At 72.0% G+C, this 21137-nt stretch carries 19 protein-coding genes and 1 rRNA gene; 14 read left to right on the top strand and 6 right to left on the bottom strand.

Annotation, left to right across the window (positions count from 1 at the left end):
* From rrf to ACZ6X9_RS21805, 7 genes are all read left to right on the top strand, one after another.
* A 5S ribosomal RNA gene (gene rrf / locus ACZ6X9_RS21835) occupies positions 1-79 on the top strand; the annotation flags it as partial.
* Positions 80-167: 88 nt separating this feature from the next.
* Positions 168-1340 carry an acetoin utilization protein AcuC gene (locus tag ACZ6X9_RS21830; protein ID WP_469779615.1) on the top strand — a complete coding sequence of 391 codons (1173 nt, stop codon included), beginning with the start codon at positions 168-170 and terminating at the stop codon, positions 1338-1340.
* Positions 1341-1507: 167 nt separating this feature from the next.
* Complete coding sequence (locus ACZ6X9_RS21825; RefSeq protein ID WP_469779651.1) at positions 1508-2305, top strand: phosphatase; 798 nt, start codon at positions 1508-1510, stop codon at positions 2303-2305.
* Positions 2306-2433: 128 nt separating this feature from the next.
* A complete protein-coding gene (locus ACZ6X9_RS21820; protein WP_154080489.1) occupies positions 2434-2643 on the top strand; it encodes a helix-turn-helix domain-containing protein in 210 nt (69 codons plus the stop codon).
* 110 nt (positions 2644-2753) lie between these two features.
* A complete protein-coding gene (locus ACZ6X9_RS21815; RefSeq protein WP_003948845.1) occupies positions 2754-2852 on the top strand; it encodes a 30S ribosomal protein bS22 in 99 nt (32 codons plus the stop codon).
* A 382-nt stretch (positions 2853-3234) separates the two neighbouring features.
* On the top strand, positions 3235-4293 hold the full coding sequence (locus ACZ6X9_RS21810; protein ID WP_469779650.1) for an NAD-dependent epimerase/dehydratase family protein: 1059 nt from the start codon (positions 3235-3237) through the stop codon (positions 4291-4293).
* A 14-nt stretch (positions 4294-4307) separates the two neighbouring features.
* Positions 4308-5345: a lysophospholipid acyltransferase family protein gene (locus ACZ6X9_RS21805; protein WP_469779614.1), complete on the top strand. Its 1038-nt coding sequence runs from the start codon at positions 4308-4310 to the stop codon at positions 5343-5345.
* Positions 5346-5512: 167 nt separating this feature from the next.
* Here ACZ6X9_RS21805 and ACZ6X9_RS21800 read toward each other — a convergent pair whose 3' ends face one another.
* From ACZ6X9_RS21800 to ACZ6X9_RS21785, 4 genes are all read right to left on the bottom strand, one after another.
* Positions 5513-6730 carry a DUF5667 domain-containing protein gene (locus tag ACZ6X9_RS21800; protein WP_469779613.1) on the bottom strand — a complete coding sequence of 406 codons (1218 nt, stop codon included), beginning with the start codon at positions 6728-6730 and terminating at the stop codon, positions 5513-5515.
* Positions 6731-6966: 236 nt separating this feature from the next.
* The gene (locus tag ACZ6X9_RS21795) at positions 6967-7782 is read right to left on the bottom strand and encodes an ECF subfamily RNA polymerase sigma factor, BldN family (protein ID WP_469779612.1); all 816 of its coding nucleotides are present in this window, start codon (positions 7780-7782) and stop codon (positions 6967-6969) included.
* 492 nt (positions 7783-8274) lie between these two features.
* A complete protein-coding gene (locus tag ACZ6X9_RS21790) occupies positions 8275-9270 on the bottom strand; it encodes an HAD family hydrolase (RefSeq protein WP_469779649.1) in 996 nt (331 codons plus the stop codon).
* Positions 9271-9445: 175 nt separating this feature from the next.
* Positions 9446-9715, bottom strand: a complete 270-nt coding sequence (locus ACZ6X9_RS21785; RefSeq protein ID WP_469779611.1) for a glutaredoxin family protein — start codon at positions 9713-9715, stop codon at positions 9446-9448.
* A gap of 412 nt (positions 9716-10127) precedes the next feature.
* Here ACZ6X9_RS21785 and ACZ6X9_RS21780 point away from each other — a divergent pair, with 412 nt between their 5' ends.
* From ACZ6X9_RS21780 to ACZ6X9_RS21755, 6 genes are all read left to right on the top strand, one after another.
* On the top strand, positions 10128-10925 hold the full coding sequence (locus tag ACZ6X9_RS21780; protein ID WP_469779610.1) for a redox-sensing transcriptional repressor Rex: 798 nt from the start codon (positions 10128-10130) through the stop codon (positions 10923-10925).
* Positions 10922-12316, top strand: coding sequence for a glutamyl-tRNA reductase (locus ACZ6X9_RS21775; RefSeq protein WP_469779609.1), 1395 nt, complete (start codon positions 10922-10924; stop codon positions 12314-12316). Before ACZ6X9_RS21780 ends, ACZ6X9_RS21775 begins: the two co-directional genes overlap by 4 nt.
* A complete protein-coding gene (gene hemC, locus ACZ6X9_RS21770) occupies positions 12313-13320 on the top strand; it encodes a hydroxymethylbilane synthase (protein WP_469779608.1) in 1008 nt (335 codons plus the stop codon). The genes ACZ6X9_RS21775 and hemC overlap by 4 nt, the downstream gene beginning before the upstream one ends.
* Positions 13317-14966 (top strand): bifunctional uroporphyrinogen-III C-methyltransferase/uroporphyrinogen-III synthase, encoded by a 1650-nt coding sequence (locus tag ACZ6X9_RS21765; protein ID WP_469779607.1) that lies wholly within the window; start codon positions 13317-13319, stop codon positions 14964-14966. Before hemC ends, ACZ6X9_RS21765 begins: the two co-directional genes overlap by 4 nt.
* Positions 14963-15958: a porphobilinogen synthase gene (hemB, locus tag ACZ6X9_RS21760; RefSeq protein WP_469779606.1), complete on the top strand. Its 996-nt coding sequence runs from the start codon at positions 14963-14965 to the stop codon at positions 15956-15958. The genes ACZ6X9_RS21765 and hemB overlap by 4 nt, the downstream gene beginning before the upstream one ends.
* Positions 15959-16176: 218 nt before the next feature.
* Positions 16177-16617, top strand: coding sequence for an ATP-binding protein (locus tag ACZ6X9_RS21755; protein ID WP_469779605.1), 441 nt, complete (start codon positions 16177-16179; stop codon positions 16615-16617).
* A gap of 4 nt (positions 16618-16621) precedes the next feature.
* Here the strand turns inward: ACZ6X9_RS21755 and argS are convergent, their stop codons facing one another.
* Positions 16622-18385, bottom strand: a complete 1764-nt coding sequence (gene argS, locus ACZ6X9_RS21750) for an arginine--tRNA ligase (RefSeq protein ID WP_469779604.1) — start codon at positions 18383-18385, stop codon at positions 16622-16624.
* A 166-nt stretch (positions 18386-18551) separates the two neighbouring features.
* Between argS and lysS the strand changes: the two genes are divergently transcribed.
* The gene (gene lysS / locus ACZ6X9_RS21745; RefSeq protein ID WP_469779603.1) at positions 18552-20312 is read left to right on the top strand and encodes a lysine--tRNA ligase; all 1761 of its coding nucleotides are present in this window, start codon (positions 18552-18554) and stop codon (positions 20310-20312) included.
* Positions 20313-20372: 60 nt separating this feature from the next.
* Here lysS and ACZ6X9_RS21740 read toward each other — a convergent pair whose 3' ends face one another.
* Positions 20373-21068, bottom strand: a complete 696-nt coding sequence (locus ACZ6X9_RS21740; protein ID WP_469779602.1) for a DUF3558 domain-containing protein — start codon at positions 21066-21068, stop codon at positions 20373-20375.
* Positions 21069-21137: the final 69 nt, after the last annotated feature.

Here is a 21137-nt window from a genome sequence, read left to right as displayed (position 1 = left end):
TCCGAACCCGGAAGCTAAGCCTTTCAGCGCCGATGGTACTGCATGGGGGACCGTGTGGGAGAGTAGGACGCCGCCGAACTAAATTTGATAAAGCCGTAGGCCCTGAATCGATATGATATCGATTCAGGGCCTACGGCTTTTTTGCGTTTCCCGATAGCATGACCGTCATGAGCGGTCGCGCACAACTGATGTGGGATGAAGCGGTCACCGGTTACGACTTCGGACCGGGGCACCCCATGGATCCGGTACGGCTCGCCCTCACCATGCGGCTCGTCGAGGCGTTCGGCCTGGACGAGACGATGCGCGTGGTGGCGGCCAAGCCGGCCGGGGAGTCGACTCTCCGGTTGGTACACCGTCAGGACTACATCGAGGCCGTCCGGGCCGCGTCGGCCGACCCGCGGGCTGCCGACCCCGCCTACGGGCTGGGCACCGCCGACGACCCCGCCTTCGCCGGCATGCACGACGCCGCCGCACTGATCGCCGGGCAGTCCGTCGCCGCCGCCGAGGCCGTGTGGAGTGACGAGGCCCTGCACGCCGTCAACTTCACCGGCGGGCTGCACCACGCGATGCCCGGGGCCGCCGCCGGCTTCTGCGTCTACAACGACGCCGCCCTCGCCGTCGCCCGGCTCCTCGAACTAGGCGCCGAGCGCGTGGCCTACGTCGACGTGGACGTCCACCACGGGGACGGCGTCCAGGCCGCGTTCTGGGAGGACCCCCGGGTCCTCACCGTCTCGCTGCACGAACACCCCCGCACCCTCTTCCCGCAGACCGGGTGGCCCGAGGAGACCGGCGCCCCGGAGGCCGAGGGAAGCGCGGTCAACGTGGCGCTGCCCGCCGGGACGGGGGACGCGGGATGGCTGCGGGCGTTCCACGCCGTCGTCCCCGAGCTGCTCGCCGCCTTCCGCCCGCAGGTGCTGGTGACCCAGCACGGCGCCGACACCCACTTCGAGGACCCCCTCGCGCACCTGACCGTCTCCCTGGACGCGCAGCGCCTCGTCGCCGAGGCCTGCCACGCCCTGGCCCACGAACACGCCGACGGGCGCTGGGTGGCCCTCGGCGGCGGCGGATACGCGGTCGTCGACGTCGTGCCACGGTCCTGGACCCACCTGTGCGCCGTCGCCGCCGGCCGGCCCCTGGAGCCCGGAACGGCCGTCCCGGAGGACTGGCGGCACGAGGTCTACCGGCGCACCCGCCAGTGGGGGCCGCTGCGGATGACCGACGGACCGCGGCCCGAATGGCGGGACTTCACGACCCACGGCTACGACCCGGCGGACCGGCTGGACCAGGCGATCCTGGCGACCCGGCGGGCCGTCTTCCCGGCCCACGGCCTGCTCCCATGAGTTCGGCCTGCTCCCCTGAGCTCGGCCTGCTCTCTTAAGACCGGTGCCCCGACGCCCCAGCCGGCCCTGAGCCCCCAGCGCGCCACCCCCCGGCCTGGGCCCGCACCCCGCACCCCGCCCTCCCGTACCCCGCCGCCGCCCACCTCCGTTACCCGTGCGTGGAACGCTTGCGCGCGCATCTGCTCGCCGCCGGTCTCGCCGGGGTCGTGGCCACCACCCGGGAGCGGAGCCTCGACCGGTACCGGAGGTTCGTGGCCGGGGATCCCGCGGTGCTGATGGGGCTGGAGCCGGAAGGTGACTGGCGCTACGAGGAACTGTTACGGCTGATGGGCCAAAGGTGTGGAGTTTCAGCCGATCCTGAACAGACTTCCGGGCATGATGTGATCGATCCGGATCGAACACTGGTGGCGCTGCGTGCCTTCGCGGAACGCCTCGCCACGGTCGCCGCGGCGGGCGCTCCGGTGTTGATCGGTACCGGTCATCCCCACCGGCTCCTGGGTTTCTACGCCGGTTTGGCCGCAGGCTTGTCGTCGGCGGGATGTGCTGTCCTCACCCCGGCGCAGGGTCGAAGTATCGACATAACGACCCGGTTTGGCGTACGCACATACAACCTTGACTACGTCCGGGGAGTCGCGATGGTGCGCGAACCCGGCGCGCGCGCCACCGCGAACGAGCCGGGCGCACACACGCATTCACCCCTCCCGCTTCGTACCGCGCTGGCCGCCGCGGCGGATGCCGGGGGCCCCCTCCCGGCCCTGGTCATCGGGGACCACGGGTGGGTCTGCGGGGCAGGTCAACTGGGTTTTGAGGCCGTCGGACTGGCGGACTCCGACGACCCCGCGGTCTTCGTCGGGGAGGCCGAGGGGAGGGTGTCCGTGGCCGTTCCGCTTGATGACACTGTGCGGTCTGATTACTACCGACCGCTTACTCGCTATGTACTCAATCGAGCGTGTCTGTCACGGTAGGCGGCCGATGGCTGCTCCTCTTCCCCACTCGCATCACCCGCCCCTAATCTGGGGAGTGAGCGCGCAGCGACGAGGAGTCACCGGAGGGGAAGCCGGTGCGCGTCATGTGCGGAAGGTTCAGGTGTGTCATGGCTGCTGGCGAAAGGCCTCTCAACGAGGTCGTGTTCCTGACCGTGGCGGAAGTCGCCGCGGTGATGCGCGTGTCCAAGATGACCGTGTACCGCTTGGTGCACAGTGGTCATCTGCCGGCGATCCGGGTGGGTAGGTCCTTCCGGGTCCCAGAGCAGGCGGTGCACGAGTACCTCCGTGAGTCATTTGTGGGGGTGGAAACCGCCTGACGAGGACCTCGGATTACGCTGTTCGCCCGGTGCCGGGTAGGCTGGCCCGATGTAGGTCGTGTGGGCTCGGACGCCCCGCACCGAGTGAATCGATGTAAGCGAGGGTAGTCGTGGGCTCTGTTATCAAGAAGCGGCGCAAGCGGATGGCCAAGAAGAAGCACCGCAAGCTGCTCAAGCGCACTCGCGTTCAGCGCCGCAACAAGAAGTAAGCAGCATCGCTGTGTTCGTCCCGCAGCCCTCCCACCGCCTCGGCGGTGGGAGGGCTGCGGTGCACCCGGCCGCAGGTCATCCGGGCAGAGTTCACCCGGCCGCGGTGCATCCGGTCCCGGGAGGCGCGGCACGGCGTATGGCGGGTACGGCGTGTACGGCGCCCCGAGAGGCTCGCGGGGCCCATGGGGCCCGTCGGGCCGGGCGGGGCCTCCCACGCCGCGTACGGCGGTCCACGCGGCTGGAAATGTCGCTCCCCGCGACGAGCGCACGTCACAGCGCGACGGCGAGCCGCTACGGTGGCCGCCACAGGGCGCCCGGGGCCGGACCTGGGGCACCCGTGAGCGGGTGGGAGACATCCCCACGGAAGGGAAGGCGCTGACCTTGGGCAGGGTGGTGCTCGTCACCGGAGTCGCACGCCGGCTGGGCGGCCGGTTCGTCCGCCGGATCCTGCGGGAGCCCGGCGTCGAGAGGGTCGTGGCGGTGGACGCGGTGCCGCCCGAGCACGGGCTGGGCGGGGCCGAGTTCGTCCGGGCCGACATCCGGCAGCCCGCCATCGCCCGGGTGCTGACCGAGTACGCGGTCGACACCGTGGTCCACATGGACGTCAGCGGCACCCCGCTCGGCAAGCGCGGCAGTGGCCGGGGGAGTCGGGGCACGGTCAAGGAGACCAACGTCATCGGCACCATGCAGTTGCTGGGTGCCTGCCAGAAGACCCCCTCCGTGCGGCGGCTGGTCGTGAAGTCCACCACGAGCGTCTACGGCTCGGCGCCCCGTGACCCGGCGGTCTTCACCGAGGCGACGCCGCCCAAGTCGCTGCCCGGCGGCGGCTTCGCGAAGGACGCCGTCGAGGTCGAGGGGTACGTCCGCGGGTTCGCCCGCCGGCGGCCCGACGTGGCGGTGTGCGTGCTGCGCTTCGCCAACCTGCTCGGCCCTCGCGCCGACTCGCCGCTCGCCGAGTACTTCTCGCTGCCCGTGCTGCCCACGGTGTTCGGCTTCGATCCCCGGCTGCAGTTCGTGCACGAGGACGACGCCGTCGAGGTGCTGCGGATCGCCGCCTCGGAGCCCGCCAGGGGCACGCTCAACAGCGGGACGTTCAACATCGCGGGCGACGGCGTCGTCCTGCTCTCACAGGCCGCCAGACGCCTCGGGCGCCCCACCCTGCCGTTCTTCCTCCCCAGCGTCACGTGGGCCGGCTCCGCGCTGCGGGCCGTCGGGATGCTGGACTTCTCACCGGAGCAGATCCGGCTCCTCACCCACGGCCGTGTCGTGGACACCACCCAGATGCGGGAGACGCTCGGCTTCCACCCCCGGTACACCTCGGCGGGGGCCTTCGCCGACTTCACCCGGAGCCGTGGCACCGGTCTGCTGCCGCCCCACACCCTCGCCCGTACCGTCGACCGGATCGCCGCCGCGGTGCCTGCCGGCCGCGGCCTGAAGTGAGGAGCGCACGCACCATGGCGGACGCGAAGGTCATCCCGTTCGGCGAGGAGCCGCGGTCCCGGCGGCGGTCGCGGCGCGGCGCCACGGGCGGCCGTACCCCGCGGGCCGCCGCGGCGCCCCTCGCGCCCGTCCCGCCGCCGCGCGAGGAGCCGGAGGAGCCGGCCGCGGCGGACGCCGCTCCGGAGGCCTCCGGAGCCGCACGGGAGGCCGCGGACGGCTGGGAGCGGAAGCTCGCCCACGGGCTGAACTTCCTGCGCCGCCGGATCACCGGCGACTACGAGGTGGACGAGTTCGGCTTCGACCGAGAACTCACCGACCAGGTCGTGCTCTCCGCCCTGCGCCCGTTCGCCGAGAAGTACTTCCGGGTGGAGGTGCGGGGCATCGAGAACATTCCGGAGAAGGGCGCGGCACTGGTCGTCGCCAACCACTCCGGGACGCTTCCGATCGACGGGCTGATGCTCCAGGTCGCCGTGCACGATCACCACCCGGCGGCGCGGCACGTCCGGATGCTCGCCGCGGACCTGGTCTTCAAGCTGCCGGTGGTCAACGAGATCTCCCGCAAGCTCGGTCACACCCTCGCCTGCGCCGAGGACGCGCAGCGGCTGCTGGAGCGCGGCGAGGTGGTGGGCGTGATGCCGGAGGGCTTCAAGGGGATCGGGAAGCCGTTCTCGGAGCGGTACCGGTTGCAGCGCTTCGGCCGGGGCGGCTTCGTCTCGACGGCGCTGCGGGCCGGCGCGCCGATCGTCCCGTGCTCGATCGTCGGGGCCGAGGAGATCTACCCGATGATCGGCAATGCCAAGACGCTGGCGCGGCTGCTGGGGCTGCCGTACTTCCCGCTGACGCCGACGTTCCCCTGGCTCGGGCCGCTGGGCGCGGTGCCGCTGCCGACGAAGTGGACGATCCAGTTCGGGGAGCCGGTGCCCACCGAGGGGTATCCGCCGGAGGCGGCGGACGATCCGATGCTGATGTTCAACCTGACCGATCAGGTGCGGGAGACGATCCAGCACACCCTCTACAAGCTGCTGGTGCAGCGGCGGTCCGTGTTCTTCTGAACCCCGTCCGCGTTCTTCCCGACCCCGTCCGCGGCGGCCTGCCCTTGCCCGCGCCCACCCGGGGATCGCGCCCGCCCGGGGAACCGGGCCCGCTCGTACGGGCACGAGAACGGCGGCCGGTGTTCCCCGTGGAACACCGGCCGCCGCGTCACGTCAGGCCCTGACCGCTACTTCTGCTCCTCGCCGTGGATGCCGAGCCCGGGAAGGATGTCCGGCAGCAGCGGCGGGAGGGTGACGTCCGGCTGCTTGGACGGCTTGCCGTCCCTGCCGTGCGGCGCGGTACCGGTCGGGCTCTCCGCCGACGGAGCGGGCGGGTGGAGCAGGCCCGTGCCACCGAGCAGCCCTTCCTGCTCGTCCTGGGCGCTCTGGGAGGGCGCCGCCGGGCGGTGTGAGGCGTGCTTGCCGCCGCCGCTCGCCGACGTGTGGGGCGCGGGGGCGCTGTGGCCCGGGGTGCCCCGGTGGTCGGTGTGCGGGGTGGCGGTGGCGTGCCGTCCGCCGTTCTCGTGCCGGTCCTTGTCGTGGATCAGCGACTGCAGCGGCTCGATCTCGTCGTCTATGGCTCTGAAGACCGAGCTGACGTCGTCCCGGACGTCGGTGAGCGGGAGCGGCAGCCGGTCGCGGAGCTGGCTCCAGCCCTCGCGGTGCGAGGCGGTGAACGAGGAGAGCCGCCGCAGCGGGCCCAGGGAGCCGTCGTGCTCGTACGCGGCCCGGAGCAGGCGGTGGCCCTCGGAGACGTCCTGGCGCATGCCCGTGAGGGTCCTGCGGATCTCGCTCAGCTCCTCGTGGTCGAGGTGGCCGGAGCGGTCCCGCTCCATCAGCCGGCGGGCCTCCTGGAGGCGGGTGGACGCCTGGTCGAGGAGGATGCCGCCGCGCTCGGAGTCGCTGTCGGCCATGCCGAGCTTGAGGTCCTCCATGCCGCGCTTGAGCCCGTAAAGGGTGTCGCCCGGAAGGGCGTTGGAGCTGGCGGCGGCGACTCCGCCGAGCGCTCCGGCCGCGACGCCCACCGTGAGCCCGCCGGCCGCCAGCCCCTTGGACCAGCGGGAGCGCGGCTTGAGCCGGCCGAGCGGGCCGGCCCGGTGGGCTCCCCGGCCGGTGGTCCCGGCCGCCGCCGAGGCCTTCCGGGGCTCCGGCACCGTCGCGGTGCCCCCGGCGAACTGGGCCTCCATGGCGGCGATCAACTGCGCCCGTTGCACGGTCCGTACCTCCGGATCGAGCTCCGGAGCGGGCAGCGCGGCGAGTCCGCCCGCCAGGCTCAGCAGCCGTTCCCGCTCGGCCTCGCCCACCGGTGGGTCGGTCCGTACGGCCGCCTCGCCCTGGAGTTCCTGCTCCTCCAGGGCTTGGGCGAAGGCGTTCGCCCGCCGGTGCGCCGAAACGTTCGCGATCACAGGCGGCACCTCCTCTCGTCATGACGAATCGACTCCCCCGGACACCTGGAGGTTGCACGCCTTGAGTGCATCCACTCGAACGAGTGAGTGTGTGCGGGCATGGCGCGACAGCGGGAAGTCTGCATCCCGCACAACGAGCGGCGTGGCAGTCGGGTTACGCGCCGCCGTCGCGGGCGGGCCGTCGGGGCGGCCGGCCGGCGGGTCCCGGCGGCGTCTCACCGGGAGTCGGCGGCGTCTCAGCGGGCGTCGTCGGGGAGGAGCCGGGCGAGGGTGCGGACGGCCCGGTACTGCAGGGTCTTGATCGCGCCTTCGTTCTTGCCCATGACCCGGGCGGTCTCGGCGACCGACAGGCCCTGGAGGAAGCGCAGGGTGACGCACTCCTGCTGCTGGGGGTTGAGCTTGCGCACCGCCTCCAACAGGGCGGCGTTGGACAGGGATTCGAGGACGGAGTCCTCGGGGCTGCGCTCGACCTCGTTGGCGTCGAGCATCTCGCCGGTGGTGACCTCCAGGCGGAACCGGGAGGACTTGAAGTGGTCGGCGACCAGGTTGCGGGCGATGGTGACCAGCCAGGCGCCGAAGTCGCGGCCCTGCCAGGTGAAGGTGCCGATGCGGCGCAGGGCGCGCAGGAACGTCTCGCTGGTCAGGTCCTCGGCCGTGGCCCGGCCGCCGACGCGGTAGTAGATGTAGCGGTAGACGGTGTCCGCGTACTGGTCGTAGAGCCGGCCGAAGGCCTCGGCCTCGCCGGCCTGGGCGCGCTCGACGAGGTCCAGCATGCGGGCGCTGTCGCTGTCGGCGCTGGGGCGGCGCGTCGTAGTGGTGGTGGCCGTGGTGGCCGCGGCGCCGCGGCGGGTGCGTCTGCCGACGGCGGCGCCGGCCTCGGCGAGGGCGTAGCAGGGGCTCCTTTGCCCGGCAGCGCCAACGGCTACCGCGGGGACGGGTGTGGCGAAGGCGGGGACGGCGTACGCGGTGGGGACGAAGCCGCGCAGGCGGTCGACGACCGCTGCGCGCAGCGTAGCCAGGCCCGAGGCGTCAACCCCGACGTGTGGGTACACGGGACTCCCAGAGGCAGAGCTTCCATCACGTGCAGTGCCGGTGCGTTCACTCGACGTAGGGACAAGCGAGGTACCGGATTGCGTCTGAGGAGAATAACCCTTCGTACAGGCAGCACTACACCGAGTTGCTCAAATCATCGTTTCCGTTCGCACTTCCACCTATTGCTGCACGTTCAAATATCGAACTGACAGCGGAAGTTGACCGTATTTGCTGTGCGTGTGGTCGATTGGGCAGCGTGTTGTGGCAATCCGGACACGGCAGGACTGTCGGGGGCTGTGTGGGGGTATGACAACCGGATTGCCTGTGGGGGAACGCCGGTTACGCAGCGTGGCGCGTGGGACGTCTGCGGCTCGCCTGGGTGATCGCTCGATCCGGTGACGGCGGCCCGGACGGCCGGGTCCGGGCGGCTCGGGGAAACAGGCGCCGGAACGGTCCGGAAACGGCGGCGGGCCTTCGGGAGCCGGGGGATCCGTGGAGACGGCCGGGGCGCGTCAGCGGCGGCGGCGGTGCAGGGCGACGGCCGCGGCGGTGCCGCCCGCCAGGGCGCCCAGGCCGACGGCGGCCGGGATGCCGATCCGGGCCGCCTTGCGGCCGGTGCGGTAATCGCGCAACTTCCAGTTGTGCTCCCGGGCGTGGCGCCGCAGCCGGGCGTCCGGGTTGACCGCGCAGGGGTGGCCGACCAGCGAGAGCATCGGGATGTCGTTGGCGGAATCGCTGTACGCGGCGCACCGGGAGAGGTCCAGGCCCTCGGCCGCCACCAGGGCGCGGACGGCCTCCGCCTTGGCCGGGCCGTGCAGCATCTCGCCGACGAGCTTGCCGGTGTAGACGCCGCCGACGGACTCGGCGACGGTGCCGAGGGCGCCGGTCAGGCCGAGCCGGCGGGCGATGATCGTCGCGGTCTCCACGGGGGCCGCCGTCACCAGCCAGACCTTCTGGCCCGCGTCCAGGTGGGCCTGGGCGAGGGCGCGGGTGCCGGGCCAGATGCGCTCGGCCATGTACTCGTCGTAGATCTCCTCGCCGACGGCCATGAGCTCGGAGACCCGGTGGCCCTTGACGATCGACAGGGCGCTGTCGCGCGCGTCCTGGATGTGGGCGGGGTCCTCGTTGCCGGCCAGCCGGAACCAGGCCTGCTGCCAGGCGAACCGGGCGAGTTCGCGCTTGCGGAAGAAGTGCCGCTTGTAGAGGCCGCGGCCGAAGTGGAACAGGGCGGCGCCCTGCATCACCGTGTTGTCGAGGTCGAAGAAGGCCGCGGCCTTGGCGTCGCCCGCGACGGGGAACTCCGGCTCCGCGGCCCGCGCGCCCTTCTTCCCGGTCGTGGCGCGGGTCTCGCCGGTCGCGGCGGGCGTCTCCTCGACGCCGGCCGGGGCCGCCTCCCGGGCCTCCTGCTCCTGGACCGTCTTGCGGGCGGCCTCGGCCGCCGCCTCACCCGCCCGGACGCTGCGCGCGGTGGCGTAGCGGCGCGGCGAGAGCCACGTGAGCCAGGACAGCCAGCGGAACTCGAGGCGCCCGGCGAAGGGGCTCCTGCCGGGACGGCGGTCGGGCGACGGGTGGGCCATGCCGCGAGCATAGCCAGTTTGTTCGGAGTGATCAGGACGGCCCGGGAGCCCTGGCGTGAACGATACGTGTCGGTAGCGTCACACAGTCACGCGCGCGTGGCCGAGCTCAGCCGCCCAGGGCCTTGCGCAGCCGGTCCGGGTTCACGCGCCAGAAGTCGTGCTGCTCGCCGTCGATCAGGACGACCGGGATCTGCTCCCAGTACCTGCGGTGCAGCTCCTCGTCCTGAGTGATGTCCTTCTTCTCCCAGCGGGTCCCCAGCGCGTCGCAGACCTCGGCGATCACGGCCTCGGCGGCGTCGCAGAGGTGGCAGCCGGGCTTGCCGACGAGGGTGACGACGTGGTCCGCGGGGTTCTTGCGGCGGCGCAGCAGACTCATGACGTCATTGTGCCGGGGCCGGAGGGGGCCGTTCGGGCGGGGAGGGGGCCGGGCGGGCCCTGGACGCGAGGGCCGGGCGGTCGCTCCGGGCGGCTTCCGCGCGGGGCGATTGGGTGCCTGAGTCGACTACCATCATGGGCGATTTGTAGGTGTCCGGGGGTATAGCGGTGAGGAGTGATCGCCCGTGTCCCCGTCAGCCGACCCCTGGTGCGGGCGTGACGTGCGTGGTTGTCGACGCCATCCCGTCAATGGTTCCCCGAACGGGCCGAAAGACCGCGTGACGCCTGTCACTTTGCACGGACAAAGCGGACACCATCTTTGTGCACGCGTTCACAAAGACATAGCCTGCATACGACGGGGCGGTCCTGGGACAGGGCGCCGCCCGCAGCCCCGCTCTACCCGCAGGAGCACCGTGGCAACTGGCCGAACTCACCGACCGGCGACCCGAAGCCGAGGGATTCCCGAGGCCACCGTCGCCCGGCTTCCGCTGTACCTGCGCGCGCTGACCGCGCTCTCCGAGCGCTCGGTCCCCACGGTCTCCTCGGAGGAGCTCGCGACGGCTGCGGGAGTCAACTCCGCCAAGCTGCGCAAGGACTTCAGCTACCTCGGCTCGTACGGCACCCGCGGCGTGGGCTACGACGTCGAGTACCTCGTCTACCAGATCTCCCGCGAGCTCGGCCTCACCCAGGACTGGCCGGTCGTCATCGTCGGCATCGGCAACCTCGGCGCCGCGCTCGCCAACTACGGCGGCTTCGCCTCCCGCGGCTTCCGCGTCGCGGCCCTGATCGACGCCGACCCCGCGATGGCGGGCAAGCCGGTGGCCGGCCTGCCCGTGCGGCACACCGACGAACTCGAGTCGATCATCAGCGACAACGGCGTCTCCATCGGCGTCATCGCCACCCCGGCCGGCGCCGCCCAGCAGGTCTGCGACCGCCTGGTGGCCGCCGGGGTCACCTCGATCCTCAACTTCGCGCCGACCGTGCTCGCGGTGCCGGAGGGCGTCGACGTCCGCAAGGTCGACCTGTCGATCGAACTCCAGATCCTGGCCTTCCACGAACAGCGCAAGGCCGGCGAGGACGACAGCCGGCCCGGCCCGGTCGCCAAGGCCGGTCCTTCGCGACCGGGAAGCACCCGTCCGGCCGCCGCCACGGCGGCCCGTGACGGCAGGAAGGGTCCGGACGGGGACGTCCCCGCCGTGATGCCGGCATGAGCCTGCTCGTCGTGGGTCTCAGCCACCGCAGCTCGCCGGTGAGCGTGCTGGAGCGGGCCTCCCTGACCCCCGGGGCCCGGGCCGCGCTGGTGCACGACACCCTCGCGGCCGAGCCGGCCACCGAGGCGGCCGTCCTCGCCACCTGCAACCGCATCGAGCTCTACGCCGACGTGGACAAGTTCCACGCCGGTGTCGCCGAGCTGTCCACCCTGCTCGCCCGCCACACGGGCGTGGCGCTGGACGAGCTCACCCCGCACCTCTACGTCCACTACGAGGACCGGGCCGTCCACCACCTCTTCTCGGTGGCCTGCGGCCTGGACTCGATGGTCGTCGGCGAGGGCCAGATCCTCGGCCAGATCAAGGACGCCCTCGCCCTGGCCCAGGAGCTGCACAGCGCCGGCCGGCTGCTCAACGACCTGTTCCAGCAGGCCCTGCGGGTCGGCAAGCGCGCCCACAGCGAGACCGGCATCGACCGGGCCGGGCAGTCGCTCGTCACCTTCGGCCTGGAGCAGCTCCACGACGGTCCGTCCGTCGAGGAGTGGGCCGCGGGCAAGCGCGCCTTGGTCATCGGCGCCGGCTCGATGTCCTCCCTCGCCGCCGCCACCCTGGCCCGCGCGGGCGTGGCCCACGTGGCCGTCGCCAACCGGACCCTGGAGCGGGCGCGGCGGCTGGCGGAGATCCTGACCGAGCCCGGTACCGGCGGGAAGGTCACCGCGAGCGCCGTGGAGATGAGCGTCCTGCCGGAGGAGCTGGCGCTCGCCGACATCGTCGTCTCCTGCACCGGTGCCACCGGCCTGGTCCTCACGGCCGACGCGGTCACCGCCGCGCTCGCCGGCCGGCCGGGCTGCGCGGTCGACGCCGACTGCGCCGGCGGCACCCGCCTCGCCCTGCTCGACCTCGCCATGCCGCGCGACATCGACGCCGCCGCGCACGGCATCGACGGTGTGCGGTTCGTCGACATCGAGGCGCTGGCCGAGGCCTCGGTCGACGCGCCGATGGCCGCCGACGTCGACCGGGTGCGGACCATCGTCTCCGACGAGGTCGCCGCGTTCGGCGCCGCCCAGCGCGCAGCCCACATCACCCCGACCGTGGTCGCCCTGCGCACCATGGCCGCGGACGTGGTCGCCGGTGAGATCGCCCGGCTCGACGGGCGGCTGCCCGGGCTGGACGACAAGCAGCGCGCCGAGATCACCCAGACCGTCCGCCGCGTCGTCGACAAGCTGCTGCACGCACCGACCGTGCGGGTCAAGGAGCTGGCCGCGACCCCCGGCGGCGCCGGCTACGCCGACGCCCTGCGGGAGCTCTTCGACCTCGACCCGCAGGCGGTCGCCGCCGTCAGCCGGGCCGACGCGCGGCTCGACACCAAGAACAACGCACGGGAGTCGGCATGAACGGCACAACCACCGCCCCGCTGCGCCTGGGGACCCGGCGCAGCAAGCTGGCGATGGCCCAGTCGGGGCAGGTCGCCGAGGCGGTGCGACGGCTGACCGGCCGCCCGGTCGAGCTGGTCGAGATCACCACCTACGGGGACGTCTCGCGCGAGCACCTGGCGCAGATCGGCGGCACCGGCGTGTTCGTCTCCGCGCTGCGCGACGCGCTGCTCGCGGGCGAGGTGGACTTCGCCGTCCACTCGCTCAAGGACCTGCCGACCGCGCAGCCCGACGACCTGGTCCTGGCCGCCGTACCGCGCCGCGAGGACCCGCGCGACGTACTGATCGCCCGCGACGGCCTGTCCTTCGAGGAACTGCCGGCCGGCGCCCGGATCGGCACCGGCTCGCCGCGCCGCATGGCCCAGCTCAACGCCTGGGCCCGGACGCTCGGCAAGGAGATCGAGACCGTGCCGGTCCGCGGCAACGTCGACACCCGGCTGGGCTTCGTCACCGGCGGGGAACTCGACGCGGTCGTGCTGGCCGCCGCCGGGCTGACCCGCCTCGGCCGGATCGACGTGGCGACCGAGTTCCTGTCGCCCGACACCGTTTTGCCCGCCCCCGGCCAGGGGGCCCTGGCGATCGAGTGCGCCGCCACCGCCGCGCCGCTCGCCGCCGTGCTCGCCGAGCTCGACGACCCGTACACCCGGGCCGCCGTGACCGCCGAGCGTTCCCTGCTCGCCGCCCTGGAGGCCGGCTGCTCCGCACCTGTCGGTGCGCTGGCCGACCTTTCCCCAAGCTCTCGACTTCGCTCGAGCAGGGGATACCCCAACGGAGACGAGCAGAACGTACCCGAAATGCGCCTGCGCGGCGTCGTCGGCACCACCGACGGCTCGACGCTGGTGCAGATGTCCACCACCGGTCCCGTTCCCGCGTCGCACCGCGACGCCCTGGCCCTCGGACGCGAGCTCGCGTCCGACATGCTGGACAAGGGTGCGGCCGGTCTTATGGGGGAGCGAGCACATTGAACCCCACCGCCCCGAACCACCCCGCGCACGGGCACGTCACCTTCCTCGGTGCGGGCCCCGGAGACCCGGGACTGCTGACGCTCCGCGCCGTCGAGGCGCTCGCGTCCGCGGACGTCCTGATCGCCGACCCACAGGTGCTGGAGGTGGTGCGCGCACATGCGCGCGCGCATGTGGACATGCCCGCGCAGCCGGTCCCTGACGAGGTGTCAAAGGCCGCCGACATCCCTGTCCTCAGGGACACCGCCAATCTTGTCATGACGGCCGCGCGCGGCGGCAAGCGGGTCGTCCGTGCGGTGCTCGGCGACCCGGGCCTCGACGGGAACGCCGCCGACGAGATGCTCGCCTGCGCCACCGAGGGCATCACCTTCGAGGTGGTCCCCGGCATCGCCACCGCCGTCGGCGTGCCCGCCTACGCGGGCGTCCCGCTGCGCGACCCGAAGGGCGGCGACGTGCGGTTCGTCGACGCCCGGACCGCCTCCGAGACCTGCTGGTCCGAGGTGGGCGCGAGCGAGGCCACCGTCGTGGTGACCACCACCCTGGACGCCGTCACCGCGGCGGCCGGGGAGCTGGTCGCGGCCGGCCGCAAGCCGGACACCCCGCTGAGCGTCACCGTCGCTGGCACCACCACCCGCCAGCGCACCTGGACGGCCACCCTGGGCACCATCGCCCAGGTGCTCAAGGCCGCCAAGGTGCTGCCGTCGCCCGACGGCGGCCAGCCGGTGATAGCCGTGGTCGGCGAGCGCAGCGCGGCCGAGCGGCGCGAGCCGCTGTCCTGGTTCGAGTCCAAGCCGCTGTTCGGCTGGAACGTCCTGGTGCCGCGCACCAAGGAGCAGGCCGCGTCGCTCTCCGACCAGCTCCGCTCGTACGGCGCCGTGCCGCACGAGGTGCCGACCATCGCCGTGGAACCGCCGCGCACCCCGCAGCAGATGGAGCGCGCGGTCAAGGGCCTGGTCACCGGCCGCTACGAGTGGATCGCCTTCACCTCCGTGAACGCGGTCAAGGCCGTCCGCGAGAAGTTCGAGGAGTACGGGCTCGACGCCCGTGCCTTCGCCGGCATCAAGGTCGCCGCCGTGGGCGAGCAGACCGCGAAGTCGCTGATCGAGTTCGGCGTCAAGCCGGACCTGGTGCCGAGCGGCGAGCAGTCGGCCGCCGGGCTGCTGGAGGACTGGCCGCCCTACGACCCGGTCTTCGACCCGATCGACCGCGTCTTCCTGCCGCGCGCCGACATCGCCACCGAGACCCTGGTGGCCGGTCTGATCGAGCTCGGCTGGGAGGTGGACGACGTCACCGCCTACCGGACGGTGCGCGCCTCGCCGCCGCCGGCCGAGACCCGCGAGGCGATCAAGGGCGGCGGCTTCGACGCCGTGCTCTTCACCTCCTCGTCCACCGTGCGGAACCTGGTCGGCATCGCCGGCAAGCCGCACAATGTCACCGTCATCGCCTGCATCGGCCCCGCCACCGCGAAGACCGCGGAGGAGCACGGGCTGCGGGTGGACGTGCTGTCGCCCGAGCCCTCGGTGCACAAGCTCGCCGAGGCGCTCGCGGAGTTCGGGGCCGCGCGGCGCGACGCCGCGATCGAGGCCGGGGACCCGGTCACGCGCCCGAGCGAGCGGCGGCCCGGATCGCGTAGGAGGGCACGGAGTTGAGCACCACGTACGGCACGTTCCCGGGGGCCCGGCCCCGGCGGCTCCGCACCACCCCGGCCATGCGCCGGATGGTCGCCGAGTACCGCCTGCACCCGTCCGACCTGATCCTTCCCGCCTTCGTGCGGGAGGGCGTCACCGAGCCGGTGCCGATCTCGGCCATGCCCGGGGTCGTGCAGCACAGCCGCGACACGCTCCGCCGGGCCGCCGTCGAGGCGGTGGCCGCGGGGGTCTCCGGGATCATGCTCTTCGGTGTGCCCGAGGAGGAGAAGAAGGACGCCGTCGGTACCGCGGGTACCGATCCGGACGGCATCCTCCAGGTCGCCGTCCGCGATGTGAAGGCCGAGGTCGGTGACGAGCTCGTCATCATGTCCGACCTGTGTCTGGACGAGTTCACGGATCACGGGCACTGCGGTGTGCTCGACTCCGACGGGCGGGTCGACAACGACGCCACTCTCGAGCGGTACGCCGAGATGGCGCAGGTGCAGGCCGACGCGGGCGTTCACGTGGTCGGGCCCAGCGGGATGATGGACGGTCAGGTCGGGGTCATCCGGGACGCGCTCGACCAGACCGGGCACGAGGACGTGTCCATCCTGGCCTACACCGCCAAGTACGCGTCCGCGTTCTACGGGCCGTTCCGGGAGGCCGTCGGGTCCTCGTTGCAGGGGGACCGGAAGACGTACCAGCAGGATCCGGCGAACCTGCGGGAGTCGATGCGCGAGCTCGCGCTCGACCTCGACGAGGGCGCCGACATGGTCATGGTCAAGCCGGCCATGCCCTACCTCGACGTGCTCGCCAAGGTCGCGGAGGCGGTGGACGTCCCCGTCGCGGCGTACCAGATCTCCGGGGAGTACGCGATGGTCGAGGCGGCGGCCGCCAATGGGTGGATCGACCGGGAGCGGGCCATTCTGGAGACGCTCACCGGGATCAAGCGGGCGGGTGCCGACATGATCCTGACGTATTGGGCGACGGAGGTCGCTCGGCGGCTCGGCTGACGCCTTGGGGGTGCCCTGGCCCCGCCCTTTCACCGTTTCTTGCGGGGGGGGGGGCGAGCCCCCGCACCCCCGAGCGCGCCTGCGGTGTTTGGGACACCGCTTCAAACCTCCCGTGTCACCCACACAGGTCATCTCTCCGCGAATCCGGACACCCCTGGCGTCCGCAAACCGAACATGACTACTCTGCGTGTCAGGTCGCTCACTCTGTGGAGGCGTGCATGAGTCATGAGCCGGATCTCGCCGACGACTGGGAATACACGCTCCAGGTCCCTTCCGACCCGATGGCACCATGCATCGCCCGCCGCACCCTCCGCACCATCTTGGAGGAGCACGGTTTTCTCGAACTCGCCGACACCGCCGAGCTGCTGACGTCCGAGCTGGTCACCAACGCCTACCGGTACTCCGACGGGCCCGCGTCCGTGCGGGTGCGGCGGGACGGCGACCGGGTGCGGGTCGCCGTCTGGGACACCAATCCGCGGATGCCCGCCCTGGACGCCGTCGGGGCCGCCGACGCGGCCGGGGCCGAGGCCGAGCAGGGCCGGGGGCTCGGCATCGTCCGGCGGTGTGCCGACAGTTGGGGCGGGTTCGCGCTCCGGGACCAACCCCAGGGGCTGGTCGGCAAGTTGATCTGGTTCGAGCTCGGGGCCCCCGGGAGGTGAGCCGTCAGAGGCGCTCGGGCGTGTGGATGCCCAGCAGCGCCATGCCCTGCCGCAGCGTGCGGGCGGTCAGGTCGACGAGGAACAGGCGGTTCTCCACGACCTCCCGCGCGTTCTCGTCGCTGAGCACCTGGCACTGGTCGTAGAACGTCGTCAGCAGCGAGGCGAGCTGGTACAGGTAGCCGGCCAGCTTGTGCGGCTCGTACGACGTGGCGACCTCGGTGACGATCTCGCCGAACTGGTCCAGGTGCAGGCCCAGCGCCCGCTCGGCGGGGGCCAGCGGCAGCTCCGGGTGGGCGGCCGGGGCGACCTCGCCCGCCTTGCGGAGGATCGAGCGGATCCGCGCGTAGGCGTACTGGAGGTAGACGGAGGTGTCGCCGTTGAGCGACACCATCTGGTCCAGGTCGAACTTGTAGTCACGGGAGACGGAGGTGGACAGGTCGGCGTACTTCACCGCGCCGATGCCCACGTGCCGGCCGTTCTCCACGATCTCCCGCTCCGACAGACCGACCTTCTCGGCCTTGTCGCGCACCACGGCCGTGGCCCGGTCGATCGCCTCGTCCAGCAGGTCCACCAGCCGGACCGTCTCGCCCTCACGGGTCTTGAACGGCTTGCCGTCCTTGCCCAGCACCGTGCCGAAGCCGAGCATCACGGCCTGGGTGTCGCCGGTCAGCCAGCCCGCCCGGCGCGCCGTCTCGAAGACCATCTTGAAGTGCAGCGACTGGCGGCTGTCCACCACGTACAGCAGGGTGTCGGCCTTGAGGTTGAACACCCGGTCGCGGATCGCCGACAGGTCCGTCGCCGCGTAGCCGAAGCCGCCGTCGGACTTCTGGACGATCAGCGGGACCGGCTTGCCCTCCGGGCCCTTCACGTCGTCGAAGAAGACGCACAGCGCGCCCTCCGAGCGGACCGCGACGCCGGACTCCTCCAGGAGGCGGCAGGTCTCGGCGAGCATGTCGTTGTAGCCGGACTCGCCGACGATGTCCTCGTCGCGGATCGCCACGTCCAGCTTGTCGAAGACCGAGTAGAAGTAGATCTTCGACTCGTCGACGAACCGCTGCCAGAGGGCGAGGGTCTCCTCGTCGCCCGCCTGGAGGTCCACCACCCGGCGCCGGGCGCGGGCCTTGAACGCGTCGTCGGAGTCGAACAGGGTGCGGGACGCCTTGTAGAGCCGGTTGAGGTTGGACATCGCCTCCTCGCCGGAGATCTCGCCCTCGTGGTCCAGCTCGTGCGGGTGCTCGATCAGGTACTGGATGAGCATGCCGAACTGGGTGCCCCAGTCGCCGATGTGGTGGCGGCTGACGACCTTCTCGCCGACGAACTCCAGGGTCTTGACGACCGAGTTGCCGATCATCGAGTTCCGCAGGTGGCCGACGTGCATCTCCTTGGCCACGTTCGGCTGCGCCCAGTCGATGACCGTGGTGCCCGGGTGCTCCTTGAAGGGCACGCCCAGGCGGTCGTCCGCGTACCGCGCGGCCAGCGTCCGCAGGATCGCGCCGTCGGTGAGGGTGACGTTGAGGAAGCCCGGGCCCGACACCTCGACGTCCGCGATCAGCTCGTCCGCCGACAGGTTCGCGACGACCTTGCCGGCCAGCTCGCGCGGGTTCCCCTTGAGCTTCTTGGCCAGCGCCAGCATGCCGTTGGCCTGGAAGTCCGCCCGGTCGCTCCGTCGCAGCAAGGGGTCGGCGGTGCCGGCCTCCGGCAGGGCCGCCGAGAGCGCGTCCGCGATGCGCCGGTCGAGCGTGGAAGCGAGGGAGGGAACCAAAGCCATGGGAAGCGGGCCCATTCCGTGTAGGGGGCGTGCGTGCCGAAGGCGCCGTGTGTGGAGAGCGGCGCCGTCACACCGAGTATCCCATGCCGATATCACAGGCCCCGCGTGCTTTTTCCCGTCTCCCCGGGCAACCGGCGGACCCCCGGCGCCGTCTGGGACAATGGTCATGCCAGACCGTAAGGAAGGAAGTGCCGTGGCTCAGGCTCAGAGCACCGAGGCCGACTGGGTCTCCCGTTTCGCCGACGAGGTCATCGCCGAGGGCGAGCGCCGCGCGCCCGGCAAACCGATCGTCGTCGCGTCCGGCCTCAGCCCCTCCGGCCCGATCCACCTGGGCAACCTGCGCGAGGTCATGACCCCGCACCTGGTCGCCGACGAGATCCGCCGCCGCGGCCACGAGGTCCGCCACGTCCTGTCCTGGGACGACTACGACCGTTACCGCAAGGTCCCGGCCGGTGTCCCCGGCATCGACGAGTCCTGGGCCGAGCACATCGGCAAGCCGCTGACCTCGGTCCCGGCCCCCGCCGGCTCGGCGTACCCGAACTGGGCCGAGCACTTCAAGGCCGCCATGGTCGAGGCCCTGGCCGAGCTGGGCGTCGAGTACGACCCGATCAGCCAGACCGAGCAGTACACCTCCGGTGTCTACCGCGAGCAGATCCTGCACGCGATGAAGCACCGCGCCGACATCGACGCGATCCTCGACCAGTACCGGACGAAGGACAAGGCGACCGGCAAGCCGAAGCAGCAGCAGAAGAAGGTCGAGGAGGCCGAGCTGGAGGCCGCCGAGGGCTCCGGCGCGGCGAGCGAGGACGACGGCAGCGGCGGCGGCGCGGGCTACTTCCCGTACAAGCCGTACTGCGGCGCCTGCGAGCGCGACCTCACCACCGTCACCGCGTACGACGACGAGACCACCGAGCTCGCCTACACCTGCGTCTGCGGCCACTCGGAGACCGTCCTGCTCGGCGAGTTCAACCGCGGCAAGCTGGTCTGGAAGGTCGACTGGCCGATGCGCTGGGCGTTCGAGGGCGTGATCTTCGAGCCCTCCGGCGTCGACCACTCCTCGCCCGGCTCCTCCTTCGTCGTCGGCGGCCAGATCGTCCGCAAGGTCTTCGGCGGCGAGCAGCCGATCGGCCCGATGTACGCCTTCGTCGGCATCAGCGGCATGGCCAAGATGTCGTCGTCGAAGGGCGGGGTCCCGACCCCGGGCGACGCGCTGAAGATCATGGAGGCGCCGCTGCTGCGCTGGCTCTACGCCCGCCGCAAGCCCAACCAGTCCTTCAAGATCGCCTTCGACCAGGAGATCCAGCGGCTCTACGACGAGTGGGACAAGCTGGAGGCCAAGGTCGCCGACGGCTCCGTGCTGCCCGCCGACGCCGCCGCGTACAGCCGCGCCGCCCGCACCGCCGCCGGTGAGCTGCCGCGCACCCCGCGCCCGCTGCCGTACCGCACGCTCGCCTCGGTCGTCGACATCACCGCCGGCCACGACGAGCAGACGCTGCGCATCCTCAGCGACCTCGACCCGGAGAACCCGGTCACCTCGCTCGACGAGACCCGGCCCCGGCTGGACCGCGCCGAGTACTGGATCAACACCCAGGTCCCGGCCGACCAGCGGACCGTCGTGCGCGACGAGCCCGACACCGAGACCCTCGCCGCCCTCGACGAGCAGGGCCGCGAGTCGCTGCGGCTGCTCCTCGCCGGGCTGGACGAGCACTGGTCGCTCGACGGGCTCACCACCCTGGTCTACGGCGTGCCGAAGATCCAGGCGGGCCTGGAGCCGGACGCCAAGCCGACCCCCGAGCTGAAGGTCGCCCAGCGCTCCTTCTTCGCGCTGCTCTACCAGTTGCTCGTCGGCCGGGACACCGGGCCGCGACTGCCCACCCTGCTCCTCGCCGTGGGCGCGGACCGGGTGCGCAAGCTGCTGGCCGTCTGACCCGCGCACACGGAAGGGCCCGCCTCCCCTCGGGGAGGCGGGCCCTTCGCCGTCGTCCCGCTACTTCTTGTTGGCGGCGGCCACCGAGGCCACCGCCTCCTTCGCGGCGGCCTGCGCGTCCTTCGTCAGGTCGGCCGCGTCGGGGGCCTTCGCGCCCTCGTAACCGGCGCCGCTGTACTTCAGCGCGACGACCACGTTGGCCGTCCGGGTGACCACCGTGACGTTGGAGAAGTCGACGGTCTTCTTGGTCTTGGTGGTGACCGTCGTCGCCCAGTCGCCGATGCCGTCGGTCTTGGTGGTCTTGACGTCCTTCGGGTCGTCCTCGGTGGCGGCCTTCTTGACCTGCTGGTCCGCGTAGGCCTGGGCCCGCTTGTCCGCGGAGCCCAGGTTCGGGTCACCGCTCAGGGCCATGATGTGCAGGTTCACCGACCGGAACTGCTGGTCTTCGGTGTCCTCGCTGTCCAGGCCGTTCCAGAAGCAACTGCCGGTCAGCAGCTCGCCCGACTTGTTCTTCGCCTTCGGCACCAGCTTCTCGACCGTCTTGGCCGACAGGGCCTTGCACAGGTCGGGGATCTTGGCGTACTTCCCGGCGCTGACCGTCGGCGTGGCGCTGGGCTTGGCCGGGGCGGAGGCCGAGGGGGTGGCGGAGCTCTTCTTCTCACCGCCGTCCGAGTCCGAGCAGCCGGCGACGAGCATCACCGGTACTGCGGCGCAGGCGAGGAGTCGGGCGAGTCGCGGGGCTGTCGATCGGTGCATGGGTCCTTCGCTCAATCGGTACGGGGCCGGACAGGGCTACTGGCACGGTACGCGGCCCGGCCGCGGCGG

This window comes from Streptomyces sp. NPDC052910 (assembly GCF_055585605.1).
Note: the sequence above shows the minus strand (reverse complement) of the source record. Positions and strands in the feature narration are given on the sequence as shown.